Source organism: Thauera sp. DNT-1, from assembly GCF_055393985.1.
This window is the reverse complement of the sequence record NZ_AP043752.1, coordinates 261,169-281,507: the sequence shown is the minus strand read 5'-3', so window position 1 is coordinate 281,507 and position 20,339 is coordinate 261,169. Positions and strand designations below refer to the sequence as shown.

The 20,339-nt window shown below is 71.5% G+C and carries 20 protein-coding genes; 6 read left to right on the top strand and 14 right to left on the bottom strand.

The window, feature by feature from the left end; genetic code table 11:
* Positions 1–2: 2 nt before the first annotated feature.
* A complete protein-coding gene (locus ACZ5PP_RS01280) occupies positions 3–1,331 on the top strand; it encodes a ferredoxin reductase family protein (protein ID WP_464826606.1) in 1,329 nt (442 codons plus the stop codon).
* On the opposite strand, the gene ACZ5PP_RS01275 is transcribed toward ACZ5PP_RS01280, so the two are convergent.
* From ACZ5PP_RS01275 to pdxR, 13 genes are all read right to left on the bottom strand, one after another.
* Positions 1,328–1,792, bottom strand: a complete 465-nt coding sequence (locus tag ACZ5PP_RS01275) for a periplasmic heavy metal sensor (RefSeq protein ID WP_012585253.1) — start codon at positions 1,790–1,792, stop codon at positions 1,328–1,330. The two genes, ACZ5PP_RS01280 and ACZ5PP_RS01275, sit on opposite strands and share 4 nt — an antisense overlap.
* Positions 1,789–2,328: an anti-sigma factor family protein gene (locus ACZ5PP_RS01270; protein ID WP_040828836.1), complete on the bottom strand. Its 540-nt coding sequence runs from the start codon at positions 2,326–2,328 to the stop codon at positions 1,789–1,791. Before ACZ5PP_RS01270 ends, ACZ5PP_RS01275 begins: the two co-directional genes overlap by 4 nt.
* The gene (locus tag ACZ5PP_RS01265; protein ID WP_004305381.1) at positions 2,321–2,917 is read right to left on the bottom strand and encodes an RNA polymerase sigma factor; all 597 of its coding nucleotides are present in this window, start codon (positions 2,915–2,917) and stop codon (positions 2,321–2,323) included. The genes ACZ5PP_RS01270 and ACZ5PP_RS01265 overlap by 8 nt, the downstream gene beginning before the upstream one ends.
* Positions 2,918–2,965: 48 nt before the next feature.
* The gene (locus ACZ5PP_RS01260; protein ID WP_004305383.1) at positions 2,966–3,463 is read right to left on the bottom strand and encodes a hypothetical protein; all 498 of its coding nucleotides are present in this window, start codon (positions 3,461–3,463) and stop codon (positions 2,966–2,968) included.
* 157 nt (positions 3,464–3,620) lie between these two features.
* Positions 3,621–4,355, bottom strand: coding sequence for an ABC transporter ATP-binding protein (locus ACZ5PP_RS01255; RefSeq protein ID WP_004305385.1), 735 nt, complete (start codon positions 4,353–4,355; stop codon positions 3,621–3,623).
* Between the two features lies 1 nt (position 4,356).
* Positions 4,357–5,562, bottom strand: a complete 1,206-nt coding sequence (locus ACZ5PP_RS01250; RefSeq protein WP_004305386.1) for an ABC transporter permease — start codon at positions 5,560–5,562, stop codon at positions 4,357–4,359.
* Positions 5,559–6,713, bottom strand: coding sequence for an efflux RND transporter periplasmic adaptor subunit (locus ACZ5PP_RS01245; protein WP_464826605.1), 1,155 nt, complete (start codon positions 6,711–6,713; stop codon positions 5,559–5,561). Before ACZ5PP_RS01245 ends, ACZ5PP_RS01250 begins: the two co-directional genes overlap by 4 nt.
* Positions 6,710–7,312: a TetR/AcrR family transcriptional regulator gene (locus ACZ5PP_RS01240; RefSeq protein ID WP_464826604.1), complete on the bottom strand. Its 603-nt coding sequence runs from the start codon at positions 7,310–7,312 to the stop codon at positions 6,710–6,712. The genes ACZ5PP_RS01245 and ACZ5PP_RS01240 overlap by 4 nt, the downstream gene beginning before the upstream one ends.
* Positions 7,313–7,435: 123 nt before the next feature.
* Entirely contained in the window at positions 7,436–8,791 is a 1,356-nt protein-coding gene (locus tag ACZ5PP_RS01235; protein WP_043742409.1) for a sensor histidine kinase, read from the bottom strand.
* Between the two features lie 27 nt (positions 8,792–8,818).
* Positions 8,819–9,484 (bottom strand): response regulator transcription factor, encoded by a 666-nt coding sequence (locus ACZ5PP_RS01230; protein WP_004312952.1) that lies wholly within the window; start codon positions 9,482–9,484, stop codon positions 8,819–8,821.
* A gap of 3 nt (positions 9,485–9,487) precedes the next feature.
* The gene (locus tag ACZ5PP_RS01225) at positions 9,488–9,808 is read right to left on the bottom strand and encodes a PepSY domain-containing protein (RefSeq protein WP_012585246.1); all 321 of its coding nucleotides are present in this window, start codon (positions 9,806–9,808) and stop codon (positions 9,488–9,490) included.
* Between the two features lie 458 nt (positions 9,809–10,266).
* Positions 10,267–11,457 carry a class I SAM-dependent rRNA methyltransferase gene (locus ACZ5PP_RS01220; RefSeq protein ID WP_464826603.1) on the bottom strand — a complete coding sequence of 397 codons (1,191 nt, stop codon included), beginning with the start codon at positions 11,455–11,457 and terminating at the stop codon, positions 10,267–10,269.
* 106 nt (positions 11,458–11,563) lie between these two features.
* Positions 11,564–13,048: a MocR-like pyridoxine biosynthesis transcription factor PdxR gene (gene pdxR, locus ACZ5PP_RS01215; RefSeq protein ID WP_276657395.1), complete on the bottom strand. Its 1,485-nt coding sequence runs from the start codon at positions 13,046–13,048 to the stop codon at positions 11,564–11,566.
* A gap of 93 nt (positions 13,049–13,141) precedes the next feature.
* Between pdxR and ACZ5PP_RS01210 the strand changes: the two genes are divergently transcribed.
* Positions 13,142–13,786 (top strand): pyridoxamine 5'-phosphate oxidase family protein, encoded by a 645-nt coding sequence (locus tag ACZ5PP_RS01210; RefSeq protein WP_012585245.1) that lies wholly within the window; start codon positions 13,142–13,144, stop codon positions 13,784–13,786.
* Positions 13,787–13,833: 47 nt separating this feature from the next.
* On the opposite strand, the gene ACZ5PP_RS01205 is transcribed toward ACZ5PP_RS01210, so the two are convergent.
* Positions 13,834–14,334 (bottom strand): hypothetical protein, encoded by a 501-nt coding sequence (locus ACZ5PP_RS01205; RefSeq protein WP_004312945.1) that lies wholly within the window; start codon positions 14,332–14,334, stop codon positions 13,834–13,836.
* 154 nt (positions 14,335–14,488) lie between these two features.
* On the opposite strand from ACZ5PP_RS01205, the gene ACZ5PP_RS01200 reads away from it, so the two are divergent.
* From ACZ5PP_RS01200 to gstA, 4 genes are all read left to right on the top strand, one after another.
* The gene (locus tag ACZ5PP_RS01200; RefSeq protein ID WP_464826602.1) at positions 14,489–17,524 is read left to right on the top strand and encodes a diguanylate cyclase; all 3,036 of its coding nucleotides are present in this window, start codon (positions 14,489–14,491) and stop codon (positions 17,522–17,524) included.
* 107 nt (positions 17,525–17,631) lie between these two features.
* Positions 17,632–18,903: a bifunctional O-acetylhomoserine aminocarboxypropyltransferase/cysteine synthase gene (locus ACZ5PP_RS01195; RefSeq protein ID WP_004312943.1), complete on the top strand. Its 1,272-nt coding sequence runs from the start codon at positions 17,632–17,634 to the stop codon at positions 18,901–18,903.
* 141 nt (positions 18,904–19,044) lie between these two features.
* Positions 19,045–19,518 carry a D-aminoacyl-tRNA deacylase gene (gene dtd / locus ACZ5PP_RS01190; RefSeq protein ID WP_004312942.1) on the top strand — a complete coding sequence of 158 codons (474 nt, stop codon included), beginning with the start codon at positions 19,045–19,047 and terminating at the stop codon, positions 19,516–19,518.
* Between the two features lie 172 nt (positions 19,519–19,690).
* On the top strand, positions 19,691–20,296 hold the full coding sequence (gene gstA / locus ACZ5PP_RS01185; protein WP_004312941.1) for a glutathione transferase GstA: 606 nt from the start codon (positions 19,691–19,693) through the stop codon (positions 20,294–20,296).
* Positions 20,297–20,339: the final 43 nt, after the last annotated feature.

Here is a 20,339-nt window from a genome sequence, read left to right as displayed (position 1 = left end):
TCATGAAACGCTTTCTGTCCGCCTTCATCGCCCTGGTCGGCCTGGCCTGGGGCGTGGAAATTCTGTCGGCGACGGGCGCCGTCGCCAGCGCGCCGGGCAATCCCTGGGCGGTGCGCGAGCACGCGCTGACGCTCACCGGCCTGGGGTCCTTCGCGCTGATGTCGCTGGCGATGGTGCTCGCCACCCGTCCGGCCCGGCTGGAGCGTTTTTTCGGCGGCATGGACCGCATCTACCGTGTGCACAAATGGGCCGGCATCCTCGCGGTCGGCTTCGCGGTGCTGCACTGGCTGGTCGAGCTCTCCGACGACCTCATCAAGACGCTGTGGGGGCGCGAGGGGCGCCTGCCCAAGGATCACGGCGGCGGCCTGCTCGAAGCCATGCGCGACGTCGCCGAGGAGCTGGGCGAGTTCGCGATCTACGCGCTGCTGGCGATGCTGGTGCTGACGCTGTGGAAGCGCTTCCCGTTCCGGATCTGGCGTTACGTTCACAAGGGGATGCCGGTGCTGTACCTGGCGCTCGCCTTCCATGCCGCCTTCCTCGCGCCGCTCGACTACTGGACGCAACCGGTCGGCGTGCTGCTGGCGGGCCTGATCGCCGCCGGCAGCGTCGCCAGCGTGCGGGTGCTGGGCGGGCGCATCGGCCAGGACCGCCGCGTCGGCGGCGTGGTGGAGTCGGTCCGCGACGCCGGCGCGGGCGTCACCGAGGTGGTCTGCCGGCTCGACGAGGGCTGGCGCGGACACCGGCCGGGGCAGTTCGCCTTCGCGACCTTCGATCGTCTGGAGGGCGCGCATCCCTTCACGATCGCCGGCGCCGACCGCGGCGACCGTCGGGTGCGCTTCCAGATCAAGGCCCTGGGTGACTACACCCGCGGCCTCGCGCAGCGCCTGCAGCCGGGTCGGCCCATGCAGGTCGAAGGCCCCTATGGATGCTTCGATCTGCCGCAGTCGCTGGACGGGCGGGAGCAGATCTGGATCGCCGGCGGCATCGGCGTGACCCCCTTCCTCGCCTGGCTCGAGGCGCTGCAGGCGAGGCCGGAGCAGGCGTCCGACGTCGATTTCTACTACAGCGTGCGCGAGCATGCGACCGACCCCTTCGTCGCCCGCCTCCAGGCCTTGTGCGCAAACCTGCCCGCGGTGCGCCTGCACGTGATCAGCGGCGCCCGCAACGAGCGCCTCACCGCGGCGACGCTGCGCGACCGCCCGCGCGCGGGCGCGGCGCCGGAGATCTGGTTCTGCGGGCCGCGCGGCCTCGCCACCAGCCTGCGCAAGGGCTTGCGCCGCCTCGGCATGGGCGGCGCGAGCTTCCACCAGGAGGCGTTCGAGATGCGCTAGCGCGTCGGGCGCGCGTGCAGGTCCTCGACCGTGGTGCGTGCCGGCGGCTGGGCAAGGAGCAGGCCGAGCAGCTGCTGGCGCTGGCGCGCGTCGAGAATCTCGCGCTCGGCGATCAGCTGCTCGATGATCAGGCGCTGCTGGTCCTGCTGCAGCTCGGCGATCGCCGCGCGCGCGGTCTCGATGCGCAGCGGATCGATCGCCTCGGCGAAGAGGGCTTCGACGAGTGCCCGCCGATGCGCCTCCAACTGGCCGCTGGCAGCGTGGAACTGCTGCAGGAAGGGCGCTTCGACCGCGTCCCAGCGCGCGCGCTGCGCCTCGTCGAGTTCCAGGATGCGATGGAGGGGCGGCGCCGATGTCGAGGACGCCCCCGGCCCGAGCCGATCCAGCACCACGGCACCGAGCACGCCGACGTTGAGCGCGACCGACAGCAGCAGCGCCATTCCAGGCTTGGTGGTTTTCATCGCGCGTTCCCGCTTGCGCCGCAGGCCCCGGCCCGCGGACAGAGATTTCCCGGTGGGACGGAACCGAACACGCTCATGGCGGCCAGCGTCGTGTTCGCCGCAAGCGGCGACAGCGGTTCCTCGAGCTCCATCAGCATCCCGCCCAGCCACAACCCGAGCCCGACGGCCGCAACGGATCCGGCAAACGGCGAGAAGGCGAAGCGCCAGGGCGTCGGCGGACGGATACGATCCATCCAGCGCACCCACCAGGGGCCCTGCCCGCGCTTGCGCGCGGCCGCCGGGGCGCCCGCCTGCAGGCGGTCGACAAGCTGCGCGGCCAGATCGACCTCGAGGCGTATGGCGGGGAGGGCCGCGAAGGCGTCGCCGAGGGCGCGCAATTCGGCGAGCCGGCGCGTGCAGCGCGGGCAGCCCGCGCAGTGCGCGAGCAGTCCGGCGCCGGCCTCGGAGGGCAGGGCCGCATCGACGAGCGCCGACAGCGCCTCGTCGGGAGGACACGGCCCGGGGGCACAAGATCCTGTGGGGCAAGAGCTATTCATGGGAGGCTCCGGTGTGCGGGTCGAAGTGTTCGAGCAAGGCGCTGCGTGCGCGTGCGAGCCGGGATTTCACCGTGCCCTCGGCAATGCCGAGGACGCTGGCCAGCTCGCCGTAGGCCAGGCCCTCGACCTCGCGCAGCAGCAGGATCTCGCGGTGCTCGGCGGCAAGCCGCTGCAGCGCCCGCTCCAGTTGCGCCTGGCGTTGTCGGCTGGCATAGCGGGCCTCCGGTCCCGGAGCGTCGTCGGCGACCTCGAGGCCTTCCTCCAGCGGCGCGAAGCGCACGAGCTGCCGGCGCCGCAACTGGTCGAGCGCGGCATTGCGCGCGATCTGCAGCAGCCAGGTGGAGAACGCCGCCTCGGGGCGCCAGTCGGGCAAAGCCTGCCAGGCCTTGACGAAGACGTCCTGGGTCAGCTCCATCGCCTCTTCGCGGGCATCGAGCATGCGGTGGAGGAAGCGGAACACGCGCTCCTGATGGCGGCGGACGAGCGCGCCGAAGGCGGCCACGTCGCCGGCGCGGGCGCGGGCGAGCTCGCGCACCTCACCCGTGTCCGCGCCCGCGTCCGCCCCGCTGCTCGGGCGCTCGCCGATCATGCGCGCGGGAGATCCGTCACCAGGCCTTCCTCCGCTGCCGCTGTCGAATCAGTGTCCGGTCTCCAGCCCTTTCCAGCCCGGGTGGTCGAAGTGCGCGGCGTAGTCGTCGAGGGTCTGTGCGAGGTGGACGACGCCCTCCTCCGGCTTCGTTCCGGCGGCGTGGCCGCCGATCACCTCGACGCCCTGGCCGAGCCTGCCGATGATCGCGTGCAGCACCTCGTCCGCCTCAGGCTTCAGCTTGCAGTTCTGCACGATGTAGGCGACCTGCCCTTCGACCCCTTCGGCCAGCGCACGATACTGCGCCGCATCGAAGCGCCCCGCATGCACCTGCGGGATGGCCCGCGCGAGCGCGTCGCGGATCGCCTCCATGCCGGTCCGGAGCGCGGCGTCGGTTTGCCATCTGGCCCCCTGGTCGAGCTGGAGGACCGCCGTGTGGGTGTCATGGCGATGGCTGTCGGCCGCCGTGGCGGGAGCGGCCGCAAGAAGGCCGGCGAGGATCGCGACGGCGCCGAAGGCCAGCAGACGGGGGGTGGAGCGGGATTGCATGTCGAAGAGGTCCTTTCGTGATGGTTTCGAGAGGGCGGAATCGCCTTCCTGGACAATGAAACGAAGCGCCGCGGAAAATGTTCCATGCCCCGGTGCAAGAACATTCCGTGCCGCCCGACCCCATCGCAGCGCGGCGGGGCGGCCCGCGCAGCGGTCCTCACGCGCTTTCGCGCACGAGCCGCCCCTCGCCCGCCTCCTCGTGCGTCACCCCGTCGCGGATGTGATAGATGCGCTTGAAGGTGGGGATGATCTTCTCGTCGTGGGTGACCACGATGATCGCGGTCTGGAACTGCGCGGCCATGTCGTTGAGGATGCGCACCACCGCCATCGCGCGCACGCTGTCGAGCGGCGCGGTAGGCTCGTCGGCGAGGATCACCGGCGGGCGGTTGACCAGGCCGCGGGCGATGGCGACGCGCTGCTGCTCGCCGCCCGACAGCTGCGCGGGCATGGCCGCAGCACGGTGCGAGATGTCGAGCGCGCCCAGCAATTCCTGCGCCCGCGCGCGCGCCGCGGCGTTCGGCACGCCGGCGAGCATGGGCAGCAGGGCGACGTTGTCGGTGACGTCGAGGAAGGGGATCAGGTAGGGCGCCTGGAACACGAAGCCGATGCGGTCGCGGCGCAGGGCGCGCAGGTCGCGCACCTTCCAGCCGTTGTCGAAGATGCACTCCTCGCCCAGGGTCATGCGCCCCGCCGTAGGGTCGATGACCGCACCGAGGCACTTCAGCAGCGTGCTCTTGCCCGAGCCCGAGGGGCCGATCAGGCCGACGACCTCGCCCGGGGCGACACGCATGTCCACGCCCTTCAAGGCATCCACCGCGGTGTCGCCCTTGCCGTAGCGCTTGGTGAGGCCTTCGATCAGGATGCCCTTGCCGGCGCGTGTCGGTCGGTCCATCTCAGCCTCCGATCGCTTCGGCCGGATCGACGCGCAGCGCGAGCCGGATCGACACCAGGCTGGCGAGCACGCAGATCGCCATCACCGCCGCGAAGCCCGCCACCGTGTCGGCGGGCACCAGCAGCACGTACTTGGGGAAGAAGGGCGCCGACCAGGTGGCGGCGATCTTGCCGACGACGAAGCCGATCAGCCCGAGCGCCACCGCCTGCTGCAGGATCATCGCGGCAATGGTCCGGTTGCGCGTGCCGATGAGCTTGAGCACCGCGATCTCACGGATCTTGTCCATGGTCAGCGTGTAGATGATGAAGGCGACGATGGCCGCGCTCACCACCGCGAGGATGACCAGGAACATGCCGATCTGGCGCGCGGAGGTGGCGATCAGCTTGCCGACGAGGATGCCCTCCATCTGCGCCCGGGTGTACACGGTGAGGCGCTGCCAGCGCCGGATGGATTCGGCGACCTCGTCGGGCGCGTGGCCGGGCGCGAGCGTGAGCAGCACGGCATTCACATAGGGGTTGGTGCTCTGCGAGGCGAGCACCGCGTCGAGCAGGCCGGGCACGCCCGGGCGGTTGAGCGCCGGGTTGGCCGCAGTGCGGCGGCGACCCTGCAGGATGGCGTCGTTGTCCTTGAGGAACTGAGCCTCCTGCGCATCCTTGAGCGGGATGAACACCATCGGGTCGCCGGCCGAGGACACCATGCGCCGGGTCAGCCCGACCACGGTGTACTGGTTGCGCCGGATGCCCACGCGCTCGCCGAGGCGCAGGCCGCTGGCGACGTCGGCCACCGCCTCGTAATGCCCGCGCGTGATCTGCCGCCCCGCGACGAGATATGGCGGCCAGCCCGGAACGGCCCCCGGCCGGCCGGCGGCGATGCCGACCACCATCGCGCGCACGTCCTCGCTGCCCTTGCGCACCTGCATGGTCAGGTAGGTGATGTTGGCCGCGCGAGCCACGCCGCGCTGGCCGAGCAGGCTGCGGTAGAGGTCGTCGTGGACGCTGGACGACTCCGCATAGGGGCCGAGCGTGTCGCGCTGCACCACCCAGAGGTCGGCGCCGCTGTTGTCGAGCAAGGCCTTGCCGTCGTCGACCATGCCGCGATACACGCCCGCCATCACCAGCGTGACGCCGATCAGCAGCCCCAGGCCGATGCCGGTGAACACGAACTTGCCCCAGCCGTGCAGGATGTCGCGCCCGGCGAGGCTGATCATTTGCCCGCTCCGTCCACTGCCGCGACGACCTCGGTGCGGCGGCCTGCGCGCAGCCCGGCCTCGCTATACACGACGATCTCGTCGCCCGCCGCCAGGCCCTCGCGCACCTGCACGCGCCCGTCGAGGTCGCTCGCGCCGAGCTCCAAGGGCACGAAGCGCAGACCGCCCTCCCCCGCGCGCCGCCACACCCCGACCGCACCCGCCTCGCGCCGCAGCGCGGCGTTGGGGATCACCGCCGCGGCGTGCAGCGGCGGCAGCGCCAGCGTGACCTCGGCCAGCTCGCCGAGCGGCGGCATCGGCTCGGGGAGCCGGTCGAAGACCACCTTGGCGAGCAGCTCCTCGGTCACCGCGTCGGCCTTCGGCTCCACGCGCAGCACCCGCCCGGCGAGCGCCTCGCCGCTGCGCGAGCGCAGCACGATGCGGGCCGGCAAGCCGGCGGCCAGCCCTCCGGCATTGACCTGGTCGAGGCGCAGGTCGACCCACAGGGTCGCCGGGTCGATCACCTCGAGTACCGCCTGGCCCGCCACGACCGTGGTGCCCGGCTCCACCTCGCGCAGCGTGACCACGCCATCGACCGGCGCGACCAGGCGCAGGTTGGCGAGCTGAGCCTGCAGCGCGGCGCCTTCCGCGCGGGCGCGCGTGCGCTCCTCGCGCGCGGCGGCGAGGCCGGCCTCGGCGACCTCGAGCTCCTGGCGGCGGGTGAGCGCAAGCTCCTCGCTCGCGGCCTGCAGGCTGCCCAGCTTGTCGTAGCGCCGTGCCTGCGCGCGCGCGAACGCCTGGCGCGCCTCGGCCTCGCGCATCGCCGCCTGCGCGCGCTCGAGCACGGCCTCCTGGGCGCGGATGCGGTCGCCGAGATCCACCGCGTCCATCTCGCCGAGCACCTGCCCGGCGCGCACGCGCTCGCCCACCTGGACGTCGACGCGCTTGACCCGTCCGGCCGCGGTGGGGCCGATGCGATAGGCGTGGCGCGCCGCCACCGTGCCGATACCGAACAGCGCGGGCGACACCACGCCCGCCTCCACCCGCGCCACCGTCACCTTGACCGGGGCGAGCGGGCCCGAGCGCATCGCGACGTTGGCGAACACCGCCAGCAGCGCGACGATCACCGCGACCAGCGCGAGCGTGCGCGCCTTCATCCTGGGCAGGCTCATGTCGCGCTCCGGATGCCGGCCAGGTAGATGGCGAAGACGCGCGGCGCGTCCCGCCGTATCCGGAGCAGGTCGCCGGCGAGCATGGACTGCATGATCAGCCCCTGCAGGGTGCCGACGAAGAGGATCACCGCCGCATCGATGTCCAGCGCCGCCGACACCTCGCCCGCCGCCTTGCCGGCTTCGAGGCGGCCGCGGATGCGCTCGCCGTAGCGCTCGAGCAGCGCGCGCGCGAGCCGCTTCGCCGGCGTCGCCTCGGCACGCTGGAGCTCCCCGAACAGCATGCGCGGCACGCCCGGATGCTCGACGACGAAGTCCGCATGGGCGAGGAAGATCGCCTGCAGCGCCGCGAGCGGCGACGCCGCCTGCGCCGCGGCACGGTCGACGCGCGCCAGCAGGCGCTCGGCGACCCACTCCATGACCGCCTCCCAGATCGCGTCCTTGCTCGGGAAGTGGCGAAACAGCGCGCCCTGCGTCAGCTTCATGTGGCTGGCGATCGCCGCGGTGGTGATCTCGCCGGGATCACGCTCGGCTGCCAGCTCGATCACCGCCTCGACGGTGACGGCCCGACGCGTCTCGGCGGGGAGGGGTTTGGCACGCACGGCAACGCTCTCTTTAGTGAGTAATTGCTTACTATCTTAGCTAAGGAAAGTCCTTCGGGAAACCCTTCTATTCGGATCACGACGCATCCGTAGCCGACGTAGGGGCGACCCGACGGGTCGCCCCTACACTGCCAGCGGCAGCTCGACGTCCACGCGCAGGCCGCCGAGCACGCTGCCGCGCCCAAAGCGGAGCGTGCCGCCGTACTGGGTGACGATGTCGCCGACGATCGCCAGGCCGAGGCCGTGGCCGGGGCGGGACTCGTCGGCGCGCAGGCCGGCGGTGCCGAGGCGCTCGAGCAGCTCGGGCGCCACGCCGGGGCCGTCGTCCTCCACGCTGAAGGCGAGCCGCGCCGTCCCCGCGTCGGGCGCCACAACCACCCGCACCCGCGCACGCGCCCACTTGCAGGCGTTGTCGAGCAGGTTGCCGAAGAGCTCCAGCATGTCCTCGCGATCCACCGGCCAGGTGCGCTCGTCCGCCTCCAGCTCGATGCGCAGGCCACGCCCGGCGTGCAGGCGCTGCAACACCTCGACCAGCGCGCCGAGCTGGGCGCGCAGCGCGAAGCCGGCGCCGCCCGCAGCGCCGCCGGCAAGGCGGGCACGGCGCAGCTCGCGCTCGATGGTCGCGCGCATGGTCTCGAGCTGGGTGCGGATCGCCGCCGCGCCCTCCTCGTCGCCACGCGCCGCAAGCGCGTCCGCGCTGTGGCCGAGCACCGCGAGCGGCGTCTTGAGGGCGTGGGAGAGGTTGCCGGCGGCGTGGCGGATGCGTCCGAGGCGCTGGGCCTGATGGCGCGACAGGCGCTCGACGGCGGCGAGCAGCGGGCGCACCTCGGCGGGCGCGTCGGCCTCGAACTGCACCGCCTCGCCGCGCTCCAGCCGCCGGCAGGCGTCCACCGCCTCGTCCAGCGGTGCCAGCCCGCGCAGCAGCACGCGCCGCTGCAGCACCAGCAGCACGAGCAGCGCCAGTCCGAGCACGGTCAGCGCCTGCGCGCGGAAGGCCGCGATCGCGGCATCGATCGCGGCGACGTCCTCGGCGAGCGCGATGCTCACCGCGCGGCCGTCGGCGCTGTCGGGGAAGCGCTTCGCGACCACCAGCAGCGCCTGCCCGGCAGGGCCGGCCAGGCGAGGCGACACAAGCCCCTCCGCCCCCTCCGGCAGGTCGAGGTCGGCGTCCCAGGTCGAGCGCGAACGCCACTGCCGATCGCCGAGGCGCACGAGGAAGTAATGCCCCGACAGCGGCAGGTCGTAGGCCGGCCCGGCCGCGCCCATCAGCGCGCTGTCCATCCCCGCCTCGCCGTCCTGGCGTGCGAGCGCGTCGAGCAGATGCACGTAGAGCAGGTCGGCGTCGTGGTCGAGGCGGGCGAGCACGTGCTCCTCGACCATGCGGCGCGGGAAGTCGCGAAGTGCGAAGGCCAGCAGGACGCCCGCGGCGAGCAGCACCAGGGCGAGCGTGAGCGAGAGGCGACGGCGGATCGAGTTCATCTTCCGGCCCGCCCCCGCGCACGCGCCTCAGTCGCCGCTGCGGAACACATAGCCCTGCCCGCGCCGGGTCTCGATGCGTTCGTTGCCGAGCAGGCCGCGCAGGCGGCGGACGTAGACCTCGATGACGTTGCTGTCGCGCTCGGCGTCGTAGTCATAGACGTGCTCGGAGAGCCGCGTCTTCGACAGCACCTCGTCGGGGTGGCGCATGAAATAGCGCAGCAGGCGGAACTCGGTGGCGGTCAGGGCCTGCTCGTTGCCGGCGCGATCGACCAGGCACTGGCGCGCCTCGTCCAGCCGCCAGTCGCCCGCGCGCAACTCGGTGTCGGGCACCGGCGCGGCGCGGCGCAGCAGGGCCTGGATGCGGGCGAGGAGCTCCTCGACATGGAAGGGCTTGCCGAGATAGTCGTCGGCGCCGGCCTGCAGGCCCTCGACACGCTCGGCCCAGCCGTCGCGCGCGGTGAGGATCAGCACCGGCACGCGGTTCGCCGCCGCGCGCCACTCGCGCAGCACGGTCAGCCCCGGCTTGCCGGGCAGGCCGAGGTCGAGGATCACCGCGTCGTAGGGCTCGGTCGCGCCCAGATGGGCGCCGTCGATGCCGTCGCGCGCGAGGTCCACCGCATAGCCTTCGGCGACCAGCCGCGTGCGCAGGCGCTCGCCGAGCGCCGCATCGTCCTCGACCACGAGCAGGCGCATCGCTCACTTCTCCTTGCGTTCGAGCACTTCCCCGTTGGCGGCGTCGAGCTCGAGTTCGTGCACCCGGTTGCGCTCGTCGATCAGCTTGACCTCGTAGATCCAGCGTCCGTCCTCGCGCTCGAGCTCCAGACCGACGACCTGGCCAGGCTGGATGGCGCGGCTGCGCGCGAGAATGTCCTCGGCGGAGAGGATCTGCCCGCTCTCGCGCAGCTGGCGGATCTCCTCCACGCGCACGCGCTCGCCCGCGCTCGCGCCGGACACGGACAGGCCACCTGCGACAAGGAGCGCGGCGGCGGCCAGCAGGGAACGGAATCGCGTCTTCATCTTCATTCTCCGGCGGGTTTCGACGCAGACAGTGTGCCCGCCGCAATCTGAATGCAAGCTGAACACGAGCACGCAGATCGCGACTCGCGTCGCTCCCACAAGAACCACCGCGGCTCCGCAGCGCGCCGTAGGAGCGACGCAAGTCGCGATTCCCCCGTCCGGCCCTCGCCGCCGTCGGTCGCCGCCCGGCGGCCCGATCGCGACTGGCGTCGCTCCCACAAGAACCACCGCGGCTCCACAGCGCGCCGTAGGAGCGACGCAAGTCGCGATTCCCCCGTCCGGCCCTCGCCGCCGTCGGTCGCCGCCCGGGCGGCCGCAATCGCGACTGGCGTCGCTCCTACAAGAACCACCGCACCTATGAGGCGTGCCGTGGGAGCGACGCGAGTCGCGATCCGGACCGTGAAGAAACGCGAGCATGCGATTCCTGCCGCACCCGCCGCGCCACAGGGCAGTCCCGCTCACCCCACCTGGCAGGCCAGCCCCTTGAGATATTCGCCCTCCGGCACGGCCAGCCCGATCGGATGGTCCGGCGCGGCCGACAGGCGGTACAGGATGCGCGCATCCACCCCGGCGTCGATGGCCGCGCCGGCGACGATCTTCTGGAACAGCTCCTGCCCGATGCCGCCCGAGCACGAATAGGTCATCAGGATGCCGCCCGGGTTCAGCAGGCGGAAGCCGAACAGGTTGATGTCCTTGTAGGCGCGCGCGGCGCGCTCGGCGTGCGCGGCCGAGGGCGCGAACTTGGGCGGGTCGAGCACGATCAGGTCGAACTTGCGGCCATCGTCCTTCAGCGCGCGCAGGGCCTTGAACACGTCCGCCTCCAGCCACTCGGCGCGCTCGGCGTCGAGTTGCGGGTTGAGCGCGAGGTTGCGCCGCGCCGACGCCAGCGCCGGGCCGGACGAGTCGATCGACAGCACCGAGGCCGCCCCGCCGGCGAGCGCCTGCAGCGAGAAGCCGCCGGTGTAGCAGAAGCAGTTGAGCACCGTGCGCCCGCCCGCGAGCTGGCCGGTGAGCAGGCGGTTGTCGCGCTGGTCGAGATAGAAGCCGGTCTTGTGCCCGCCCTCGGCGTCCACCTCCATGCGCACGCCGTTCTCGACGATGGTGAGCCCGCCCGCCGGCAGCGCACCATGCGCGCAGCCGGTGCGCGACTCCAGACCTTCCAGCCCGCGCACCTCGGAGTCGGAACGCTCGTACACCGCCGCGCAGCCGGTGGCCTGCACCAGCCCGGCGACGATGGCCTCGCGCCACTTGTCCGCGCCCGCACTGGTGAGCTGCAGCACCACCACCTCGCCGTAGCGGTCGGCAATCACGCCCGGCAGACCGTCGGACTCGCCGTGGATCAGGCGCACACCCTCCTGCCCGCGCAGCGCCGGGATCGCCGCGCGGCGCGCCACCGAGGCCGCCACCGCGCGCTTGAAGAAGGCGTGGTCGATCGCCGCCTCGGCATCGAAGCTCCACACCCGCGCGCGGATCTGCGAGGACGGCGACCACGCCGCCCGCGCCAGCGCCTTGCCCTCGGCCGTCACCACGGTCACCGTGTCGCCCGGCCGCGCGCGGCCCTCGAGCCGGTCCACCGAGCCGGCGAAGATCCAGGGATGGCGGCGGAACAGCGAGCGTTCCTTGCCGGGGTGGAGGACGAGTTGGGCCATGGGAGCTTCCGGAGAGTGCGAACGAGTCAGGGCGCGGAGTGTAACGGCTGCGCATCGTCGCACCCAAGGCCGGCGCCCAAGTTCGGAAACGAAGAGCAGCTCACTTTCAGCATCGGGCAGCCCCGATCGGCGACCTCGGCCCTGCAGACGCATCCTCCACCGCCCGCTTCAGCCGCGCCACCGCCCCTTCGACCGCGCCCTCGTCCAGGTTCCCATAGCCAAGCACCAGCCCGTTGCAGCGCACCGGCGGGCGCGCGTAGGCGGACAGCGCGCGCACGCCCAGCCCCACTTGCGCGGCGCGCTGCGCCACCGCGACATCGGGCAGCTCGTCGGGCAGCCACATCACCAGATGCAGCCCGGCTTCTCCGCCCGACAGCAGCAGCCCGGGACCGAAGGCCTGCCGCAGGGCGGCACGCAGCGCAGCCTGGCGGGCGTTGTAGCGCGCCCGCATGCGACGGAGATGGGTGATGTAATGCCCGCGCCCGATGAAGTCGGCGAGCGCGCGCTGCTCGATGCCCTGCCCGGCGCGCGTGGCGCGCGCCGCAGCGTGGATGAAGTCCGCCGCGATGGTGCGCGGCAGGACGAGATAGCCCAGGCGCAGGCCCGGATACAGCGTCTTGCTGAAGGTGCCGGCGTACACGACCGTGGCGCCGGGCTGCAGGCCGAACAGCGCGGGCGGTGCCGGACCGGCACGGCGGAATTCGCTGTCGTAGTCGTCCTCGACGATCCAGGTCCCAGCCGCACGGGCACGCTCGATGAGCGCGAACCGGCGCGGCAGCGACATCACCCGCCCGCTGGGGTACTGGTGCGAGGGGGTGGTCATGATCATCCGCGGCGGATGGCGCAGCCAGTCTTCCGCGCCGGGGGCCAGCCCCTCGTCATCGACCATGACGTCGTGCACCTGCAGGCCGGCGAGCCCGAAGGCGACGCGGGCGGCAAGGTAGCCCGGGTTCTCCACCCAGACCGTGTCGCCGTGATCGGCGAGCAGGCGCGCGCACAGGTCGAGCCCCGCCTGCGTGCCGCTGGTGATGAGGAGCTGCGCGGCATCCACCGCGAGGCCGCGTACGCTGCCGAGGTGGGCCGCGAGCGCCGCACGCAGGCTCGGATCGCCACCGTGCGCGGCGTAACCGAGCTGACGCCAGCCGGCGTCGCGCCACGCGCGCTCGAGGCAGGCGCGCCAGGCACGGAAGGGGAAGGCACCGAAGTCCGGCACGCCGGGCGAGAACGGCAGCGCTTCGGCGTCGCGCGCCGGCTCGCGTTGCAGCGCCGCAGCCGCGCGCGCGGACAGCACCGGCGGCGGCCCCTGTGTGCGGGACACGGGCTGCGAGGCGCCCGGTGCGGCGGGCAGTTGTGCCACCCGCGTCCCGTGGCGATCCGCCACCAGGCAGCCTTCGGCGACGAGCTGCTCATAGGCGAACAGCACCGTGTTGCGTGCGATGCCGAGCGTCGCCGCGAGACTGCGGCTGGCGGGCAGGCGCGTGTCGGCCGCCAGCCGGCCCGACAGGATGGCCTCGCGCAGGCGGAGATAGAGCACGCGCTGGCGCGGCACCGCCGCGGGCAAGGGTGGGGCGAGCAGCCAGTCGAGCTCCATCGTGGCTCCAATCTGGAAGGTCCTTGTGGCACTACGAAAGGTACCACCACGAACCTAGGATAAGGTGATCGAACCCCTCGGAGCCTCGACGCCATGCCCCGCCCCACGCGACCTGCCCCCTCCCCGCGCACCCGCGTGCGCCGCCTGCCCGAGCGCGCGCACTACGACGCCGACACCATCGCCGCGATCGTCGATGCGGCGATGCTGTGCACCGTCGCCTTCCAGCTCGACGGCGCGGTCCATGCCATTCCCACGATCCACTGGCGCGAGGGCGGGCACCTCTACCTCCACGGCGCCAAGGCCTCGCGCATGCTGAAGGCGCTGACCGAGGGCGAGGCCTGCGTGACGATCGCACTCGCCGACGGCCTGGTGCTGGCGCGCTCGGCGATGCACCACTCGATGAACTACCGCTCGGTGGTGGTCTACGGCCGCTTCGAGGCGGTGACCGAGCCCGCACACAAGCTCGCCAGCCTGCGCGCCTTCATCGACGGCCTCTACCCCGGACGCTGGGACACGCTGCGCCCGATCACGGAGAAGGAGCTGAACGCCACCAGCGTGCTGCGGATTGCGCTCGACGAGGCGTCGGCCAAGGTGCGCGACTGGGGCGTGAAGGACGACGAGGAAGACCTGGACTGGCCGGTGTGGGCGGGCGTGATCCCGCTGCGCACGCTGGCTGGCGAGCCGGTGACCGAGCCCGACAGCGTGGCGCGATCGGTACCGCCGACCCGCTTCGGTTAAGGCAAGAACCGGGCGGCGAGCGCCTCGCGCGGACCGCCACTACGCCATCAGGGACGCCGCCGCGCATTGCCGAAGCGGCCGCCGCCGGGCCGGCCGCCGTACGGGCGCCTGCGCTCGTCCTCGTCGTCACGCTTGGGCTTGGGCATCAGCAGGTTCTTGCCGCCCTGCTGCGCCAGCCTGGCATGCTCGCGCAGCGCCGCCTCGAAGTGCTCGGCGCCGATCGCGATTGCCGCATGCTCGGTGGCCGGCTTGTACGCCGACAGGCGCTCGCGCAGCAGGAACACGCGCTCATCGGCCTCGGCCTTCCTCGGCAGGCCCTCGACCAGCTGCACGGCCAGCGGCGTCAGCACGTAGCCCTCGCCCGCCGTGGTCAACAGGCCGTGGGTGACGAAGCGCTCGAAGGCCACCGCCCACGCCGCGGGGGCGGTGACCGGAAAGCCCATGAACTCGGCGGCCGCGACGATATCGGCCAGCGCGGCGGGTCGCCTCTTTGCTGCGATCAGGGTCGCCAGCAGCAACTGCGCGTCGGTGTCGTGGATGGGGTACATGGGTTTTGCCTGCCTCTCGGATTGTGAAGCGCGCCATGATGCCCGAGGCGCGGCGATCCGGCGCAAGGGAAGTCGTCGTGCTGCGTAACAATCGTCCGCTCGGATTTCCTCGCAACTTGATAGACTCGGACCATTACAGATCGGTGAAACCGACTTGCCCCTCTCCTCCTTCCTGTATCGTTCGCGCGCCACGGTCGCCGCCCTCGTTCGCAGTGACGGGATCGCGGGCAGGCTGGTGGTTGCCTGGCTGGCGTTCACGGTACTGCTCGGCGGCTACTGGTTGCAGCTCGACCACTCGCACACCGCGCTCGTCTCCCAGGCCGAGAGCCTGACCCGGTTGCGTGCCCTGCAGACCGCACACGCATTGGCGCTGCACACCGGGGCGCTGTTCCGCAAGCTCGACTATCTTTCCCTGCACCTGGGCGAGCATTGGCTGAAGGAAGGTCCGCAGGGCGCGCGCGACGCCCTCGTGCGTGCGCACCTTGCGCTTCCCGAAGACGCCCTGGTCGGCATCGACGTCGCCGATGCCGAGGGGCGGCTCCTCTACTCCACCGTCGGCGAGCGCCTGCCGCTCGAACTCGAGCGCTACGGCATCGCGGACTTCGGGCATTTCCGCGTCCATCTGGAAGGGGACAAGGGCCTCTTCATCGGCCAGCCCTACCGCGGACGCATGACCGGCGCCTGGATCGTGCCGTTTTCCCGTGCGCTCGTGGAGGAGGGGCGACTGCGCGGCGTGATCGTCCTGTCGGTGTCGGTCGCCCATCTCACCCGGGCACTGAGGGAACTCTATCCGGGGACCTCGGACGTGGCGGCGCTCGTGCTCGACGATGGTCGCTTTCTCGCCCACTCCAACCGGACCGCGGGAGCCATCGGGCGCTCGGTGCCGTCCGACCGCCCCTATCTGCTCGATCGCGTGGCGCTGCAGGGCAACTTCGATGCGACCGCGCCACTGGACGGCGTCGAGCGTTATTACGCCTGGCACCGCGTTGCGGGCTTTCCCGTCGTCGCCGCGCTCGGGCTGAGCAAGGCGGACGCGCTCGCCCCGGTGCGCGGCACGATCCGCGACAACCGCCTCCGCAGCGGCCTGGGTTCGCTGCTGCTCTTCGTAGCGGCCTTGCTGATCAGCCTGCTCTGGCGCCGCCACGCCCGCCAGGGCGAAGAGCTCGGCCGCGCCCGCAGGCGGCTGGAGAAGCTGGTCGGTCACTTTCCGGGCATGGCCTACCAGTTCCTGCTGCGTGCGGACGGCAGCACCTCCATGCCCTACTGCAGCCCGGGCGTGCGCGAACTCTACGGGCTGGGGCCCGAGGGGCTGCAGGATTCGGCGATGCGCCTGTTCGAGCGCGTCCACGCCGACGATCTGGACCGTCTGCGCGACAGCATCCTCCGCTCGGCCGCGAACCTCGCGCCCTGGCGCTGCGAATTCCGCGTGCGGGGCGAGGGCGACCGGCTGCGCTGGCTGCTCGGCGAAGCCAACCCCGAGCGCACGCCCGAAGGCGGCACGCTGTGGCACGGCTATGTGCACGACATCACCGAGCGCCAGGTGGCTGCGCAGCAGTTGCGCGAAAGCGAGGCGCGCCTGCGCCAGGCGGTCGACGCCGTCCGCGACGGCCTGTGGTCGTGGGATCTCGCCCGCGACCGCATCGCGCTCGACGAGCGCATCCTCGAGATGCTCGATCGTCCGGAACTGGGCTCGGAGATGTGCTTCGACGATTTTTGCGCGCTCGTCCATCCGGCCGATCGCCAGCGCCCGGACGCGATGCTGCGCGCCGTGCCGAGCGCGACGCCCGACGCTCCCGTGGCGGGCGACTTCCGCCTGCGCGCCGCGTCCGGGCGCTGGGTCTGGATCCACGCCCGCGGCAGCGTCGTGGAGACCGACGCGCAGGGTGGCCCGCGGCGTCTCGTGGGCACCTTCTCCGACATCACCGCGCGGGTCGCCGCCACGCAATTGCGTCGGGCCCTCCTCGACCACAGCGCGGCCGCCATCGCCATGCTCGACGCCGACCTCGACATCCTCGAAGCCAACAGCCGCGCCCACGAGATCTTCGCGCCGCCCTCGACCCCGATCGGCGGACTCAAGCTCTCCGACCTCGCCCTGCACGAGGACCAGGCCATCTTCATCCCGCAGCATTACGCGGCGCTGCGGGCCGGCGGACAGGTCAACATCGAACTGCCCTTGCGCGACAATCGTGGCAAGAAACGCTGGTTCGACGTACACGGCGTGATGCTGGACCCGGAGGACCCCGACAGCGACACCGTCTGGACCCTGGTCGACATCTCCGACAAGTACCGCACGCGGATGGCTCTCGCCACCGAGCGCCTGCGCCTGAAAACGGTGCTCGAGCGCTTCCCGGGCGGCGTCCTGATGGAAGACCAGGACGGCCTGATCAGCTCGGTGAACCGGGGGTTCTGCGAACTGCTCGGTCTCGCGGCCGCCCCGGACGAACTGATCGGCCTCACGCACGAGGCGCTGTGCGAGCGGCTGGGCACCGAGCGCACGGGCTGGCTGCATCGGCCGGACGACGATCGCGCGGCGGAGAAGCGCGCCACGATCGAGGTGGAGGGCGCGCAGGGGCGCACGCTGGAGGTCGACTGGCTGCCGATCGAACACGAGGGGCGACGCCTTGGCCGTGTATGGCTGGTGCGCGACGTCACCGAACGCAAGGAGCGCGAACGCCGGCTGGCGGAGCTCGCCGCCACCGACCCGCTGACCGGACTGCCCAACCGGCGCAGCTTCCTGGCCTGCCTGGACGCCGCGCTGGACGATGCGCGGCGTGAGCCGACGCGCCGCAGCGCCCTGCTGATGATCGACATCGACCACTTCAAGCACGTCAATGACACCCACGGGCACCCCGTCGGCGACGAGGTGTTGCAGCACGCGGCGCAGCTGATCCGCGGCGGCCTGCGCCAGCACGACCGCGCGGGCCGCCTCGGCGGCGAGGAATTCGCCGTGCTGCTCGACGACGTCGACGCCGACACCGCCCTCACCCTCGCCGAACGCCTGCGCCGTAGCGTGGAGGCGGCGCCCGCGGCGACCGCGGCCGGCGCGGTGTCGCTCACCATCAGCCTCGGTCTTGCCCTCGTGTCGGGAGGGGATCCCGCCCGCGTCCTCGGTGACGCCGATGCCGCGCTCTACCGTGCCAAGCGCGGCGGCCGCAACCGTGTCTGCGTCGCAGTTCGCACCCCGGGATAGACCAGCGCGCCGCCGGCATCGAAGCACCACGCGCATGCGGCGGTTCCGCCATCCCGCCCGCGCTGGCTATACTCCCCGCCACTTTCACCCAAGGGGAGACCTGACCCATGAAGCTCGAGACCATCGCCGTGCACGGCGGCTACTCGCCCGATCCGACCACCAAGGCCGTCGCGGTGCCGATCTACCAGACCACCTCGTACGCCTTCGACGACACCCAGCACGGCGCGGACCTCTTCGACCTCAAGGTGCAGGGCAACATCTACACCCGCATCATGAACCCGACCACCGCGGTGCTCGAGCAGCGCGTGGCCCAGCTCGAAGGCGGCATCGGCGCGCTCGCCGTGGCCTCGGGCATGTCGGCGATCACCTACGCCATCCAGACCATCGCCGAAGCCGGCGACAACATCGTCTCGGCGTCGACGCTGTACGGTGGCACCTACAACCTGTTCGCGCATACCTTCCCGCAGTTCGGCATCGAGGTGCGCTTCGCCGACTACCGCGACCCCGACAGCTTCGCCGCGCTCATCGACGCGCGTACCAAGGCGATCTACTGCGAATCGGTGGGCAACCCGCTCGGCAACGTCACCGACATCGGCCGTCTCGCCGAGATCGCGCACAAGGCCGGCGTGCCGCTGATCGTGGACAACACCGTGCCCTCGCCCTACCTGTGCCGCCCCTTCGAGCACGGCGCCGACATCGTGGTGCACGCGCTCACCAAGTACCTCGGCGGCCACGGCAACTCGATCGGCGGCGTGATCGTCGACTCGGGCAAGTTCCCCTGGGCCGAGCACAAGGCGCGCTTCAAGCGCCTCAACGAGCCCGACGTGTCCTACCACGGCGTGTGCTACACCGAGGCCCTCGGCGCCGCCGCCTTCATCGGCCGCGCGCGCGTGGTGCCGCTGCGCAACACCGGCGCGGCGATCTCGCCCTTCAACAGCTTCCTGATCCTGCAGGGCATCGAGACCCTGGCGCTGCGCATGGACCGCATCTGCACCAACACGATCAAGGTCGCCGAGTACCTGAAGAAGCACGCCAAGGTCGAGTGGGTGAACTACGCCGGCCTGCCCGACCACGCCGACCACGCCCTGGTGCAGAAGTACATGGGCGGGCGCGCCTCGGGCATCCTGTCCTTCGGGGTCAAGGGCGGCTTTGAAGCCGGCGGCCGCTTCCAGGATGCGCTGAAGCTCATCACCCGCCTGGTGAACATCGGCGACGCCAAGTCGCTCGCCTGCCACCCGGCCTCCACCACCCACCGCCAGCTCTCGCCGGCCGAACTCGCCAAGGCCGGCGTGTCGCCCGACATGGTGCGACTGTCGATCGGCATCGAGCACATCGACGACATCGTTGCCGATCTGGAGCAGGCGCTGGCGGCGGTCTGACGTAGTTCTTAATGCGTCTGTCCGGGACAGACCGCGCATTTCCTGCGAAATCGTGGTCTGTCCCCGTTTCCTCCCGTTTCCTTTCCCTTCCCCGTTTCCCGCGGCTTTCCGCACAGACCACGGCTTTCACGAGAAACCCCGATGCTCGCAGTCCTGCAGCGCGTCTCCGAAGCGCGTGTGATCGTCGATGGCGAGACCATCGGCGAGATCGGCCCCGGCCTCCTCGCGCTGGTGTGCGCCGAGCGCGGCGACACGCCCGCCGAGGCCGACAAGCTGCTCGCCAGGATCCTCAAGCTGCGCATCTTCGCCGACGAAGCCGGGAAGATGAACCGCTCGGTGCAGGACGTCGGAGGCGGGCTGCTGGTGGTGAGCCAGTTCACCCTCGCCGCCGACACCTCGGGCGGCAACCGGCCGAGCTTCACCAAGGCCGCAGACCCGCACACCGGCCAGGCGCTCTACGAGCATTTCGTCGCCCGTGCCCGCGCCGCCCACGCGCAGGTGGAGACCGGCCGCTTCGGCGCCGACATGAAGGTGCAACTCATCAACGACGGCCCGGTCACAGTGCCGCTGCGCATCGCCCCGACCGCAGCGGACGACCCCCGCGGTTTTGCGTAGGAGCGACGCGAGTCGCGATCGGCCTCGCTGCTGCGAAGGACGCCGGCGGGAGTCCGAACGCTGCAATCGCGACTTGCGTCGCTCCTACCCCCCGCCCCACCGGCGGCGCGCGACTGTTTCATGGCGCGTCGGGGCATAATCGTGGCTCCCAACCCCTCGACCAGGAGACAACATGAAGCTCTACTTCAAACCCGGTGCCTGCTCGCTCTCGCCCCACATCGCGCTGGAAGAATCCGGCCTGCCCTACGAGACCGAGTCGGTCGACCTCAAGACCAAGGTGACCGCCAGCGGCGCCGACTTCTGGAAAAGCAACCCCAAGGGCTACGTCCCGGCGCTGCTGCTCGACAGCGGCGAGCTGCTCACCGAAGGCGCGGCGATCGTGCAGTACATCGCCGACCAGGCGCCGCAGAAGAAGCTCGCGCCGGCCAACGGCACGATCGAGCGCTACCGCCTGCAGTCATGGCTCAACTTCATCGGCACCGAGCTGCACAAGTCCTGCAGCCCCTTCTTCAACCCGGCCTCGGGCAAGGAGTGGAAGGAGATCGCCGGCGCCAACCTCGAGCGCCGCCTCGGCTATGTAAACGAGCAGATCGATGGCAAGTCCTACCTGCTGGGCGAGGACTTCAGCGTCGCCGACGGCTATCTGTTCACCGTGCTGAGCTGGATGAAGTTCGTCGGCATCGACCTGGCGAAGTGGCCCAACCTGAGCGCCTTTCAGGCCCGCGTGGCGGCGCGTCCGGCGGTACAGGCGGCGCTGAAGGCGGAAGGCCTGGCCTGAGTGGCGCGAAGCATCGCCAGCAGATCGTGAATGCGCGGCTGCC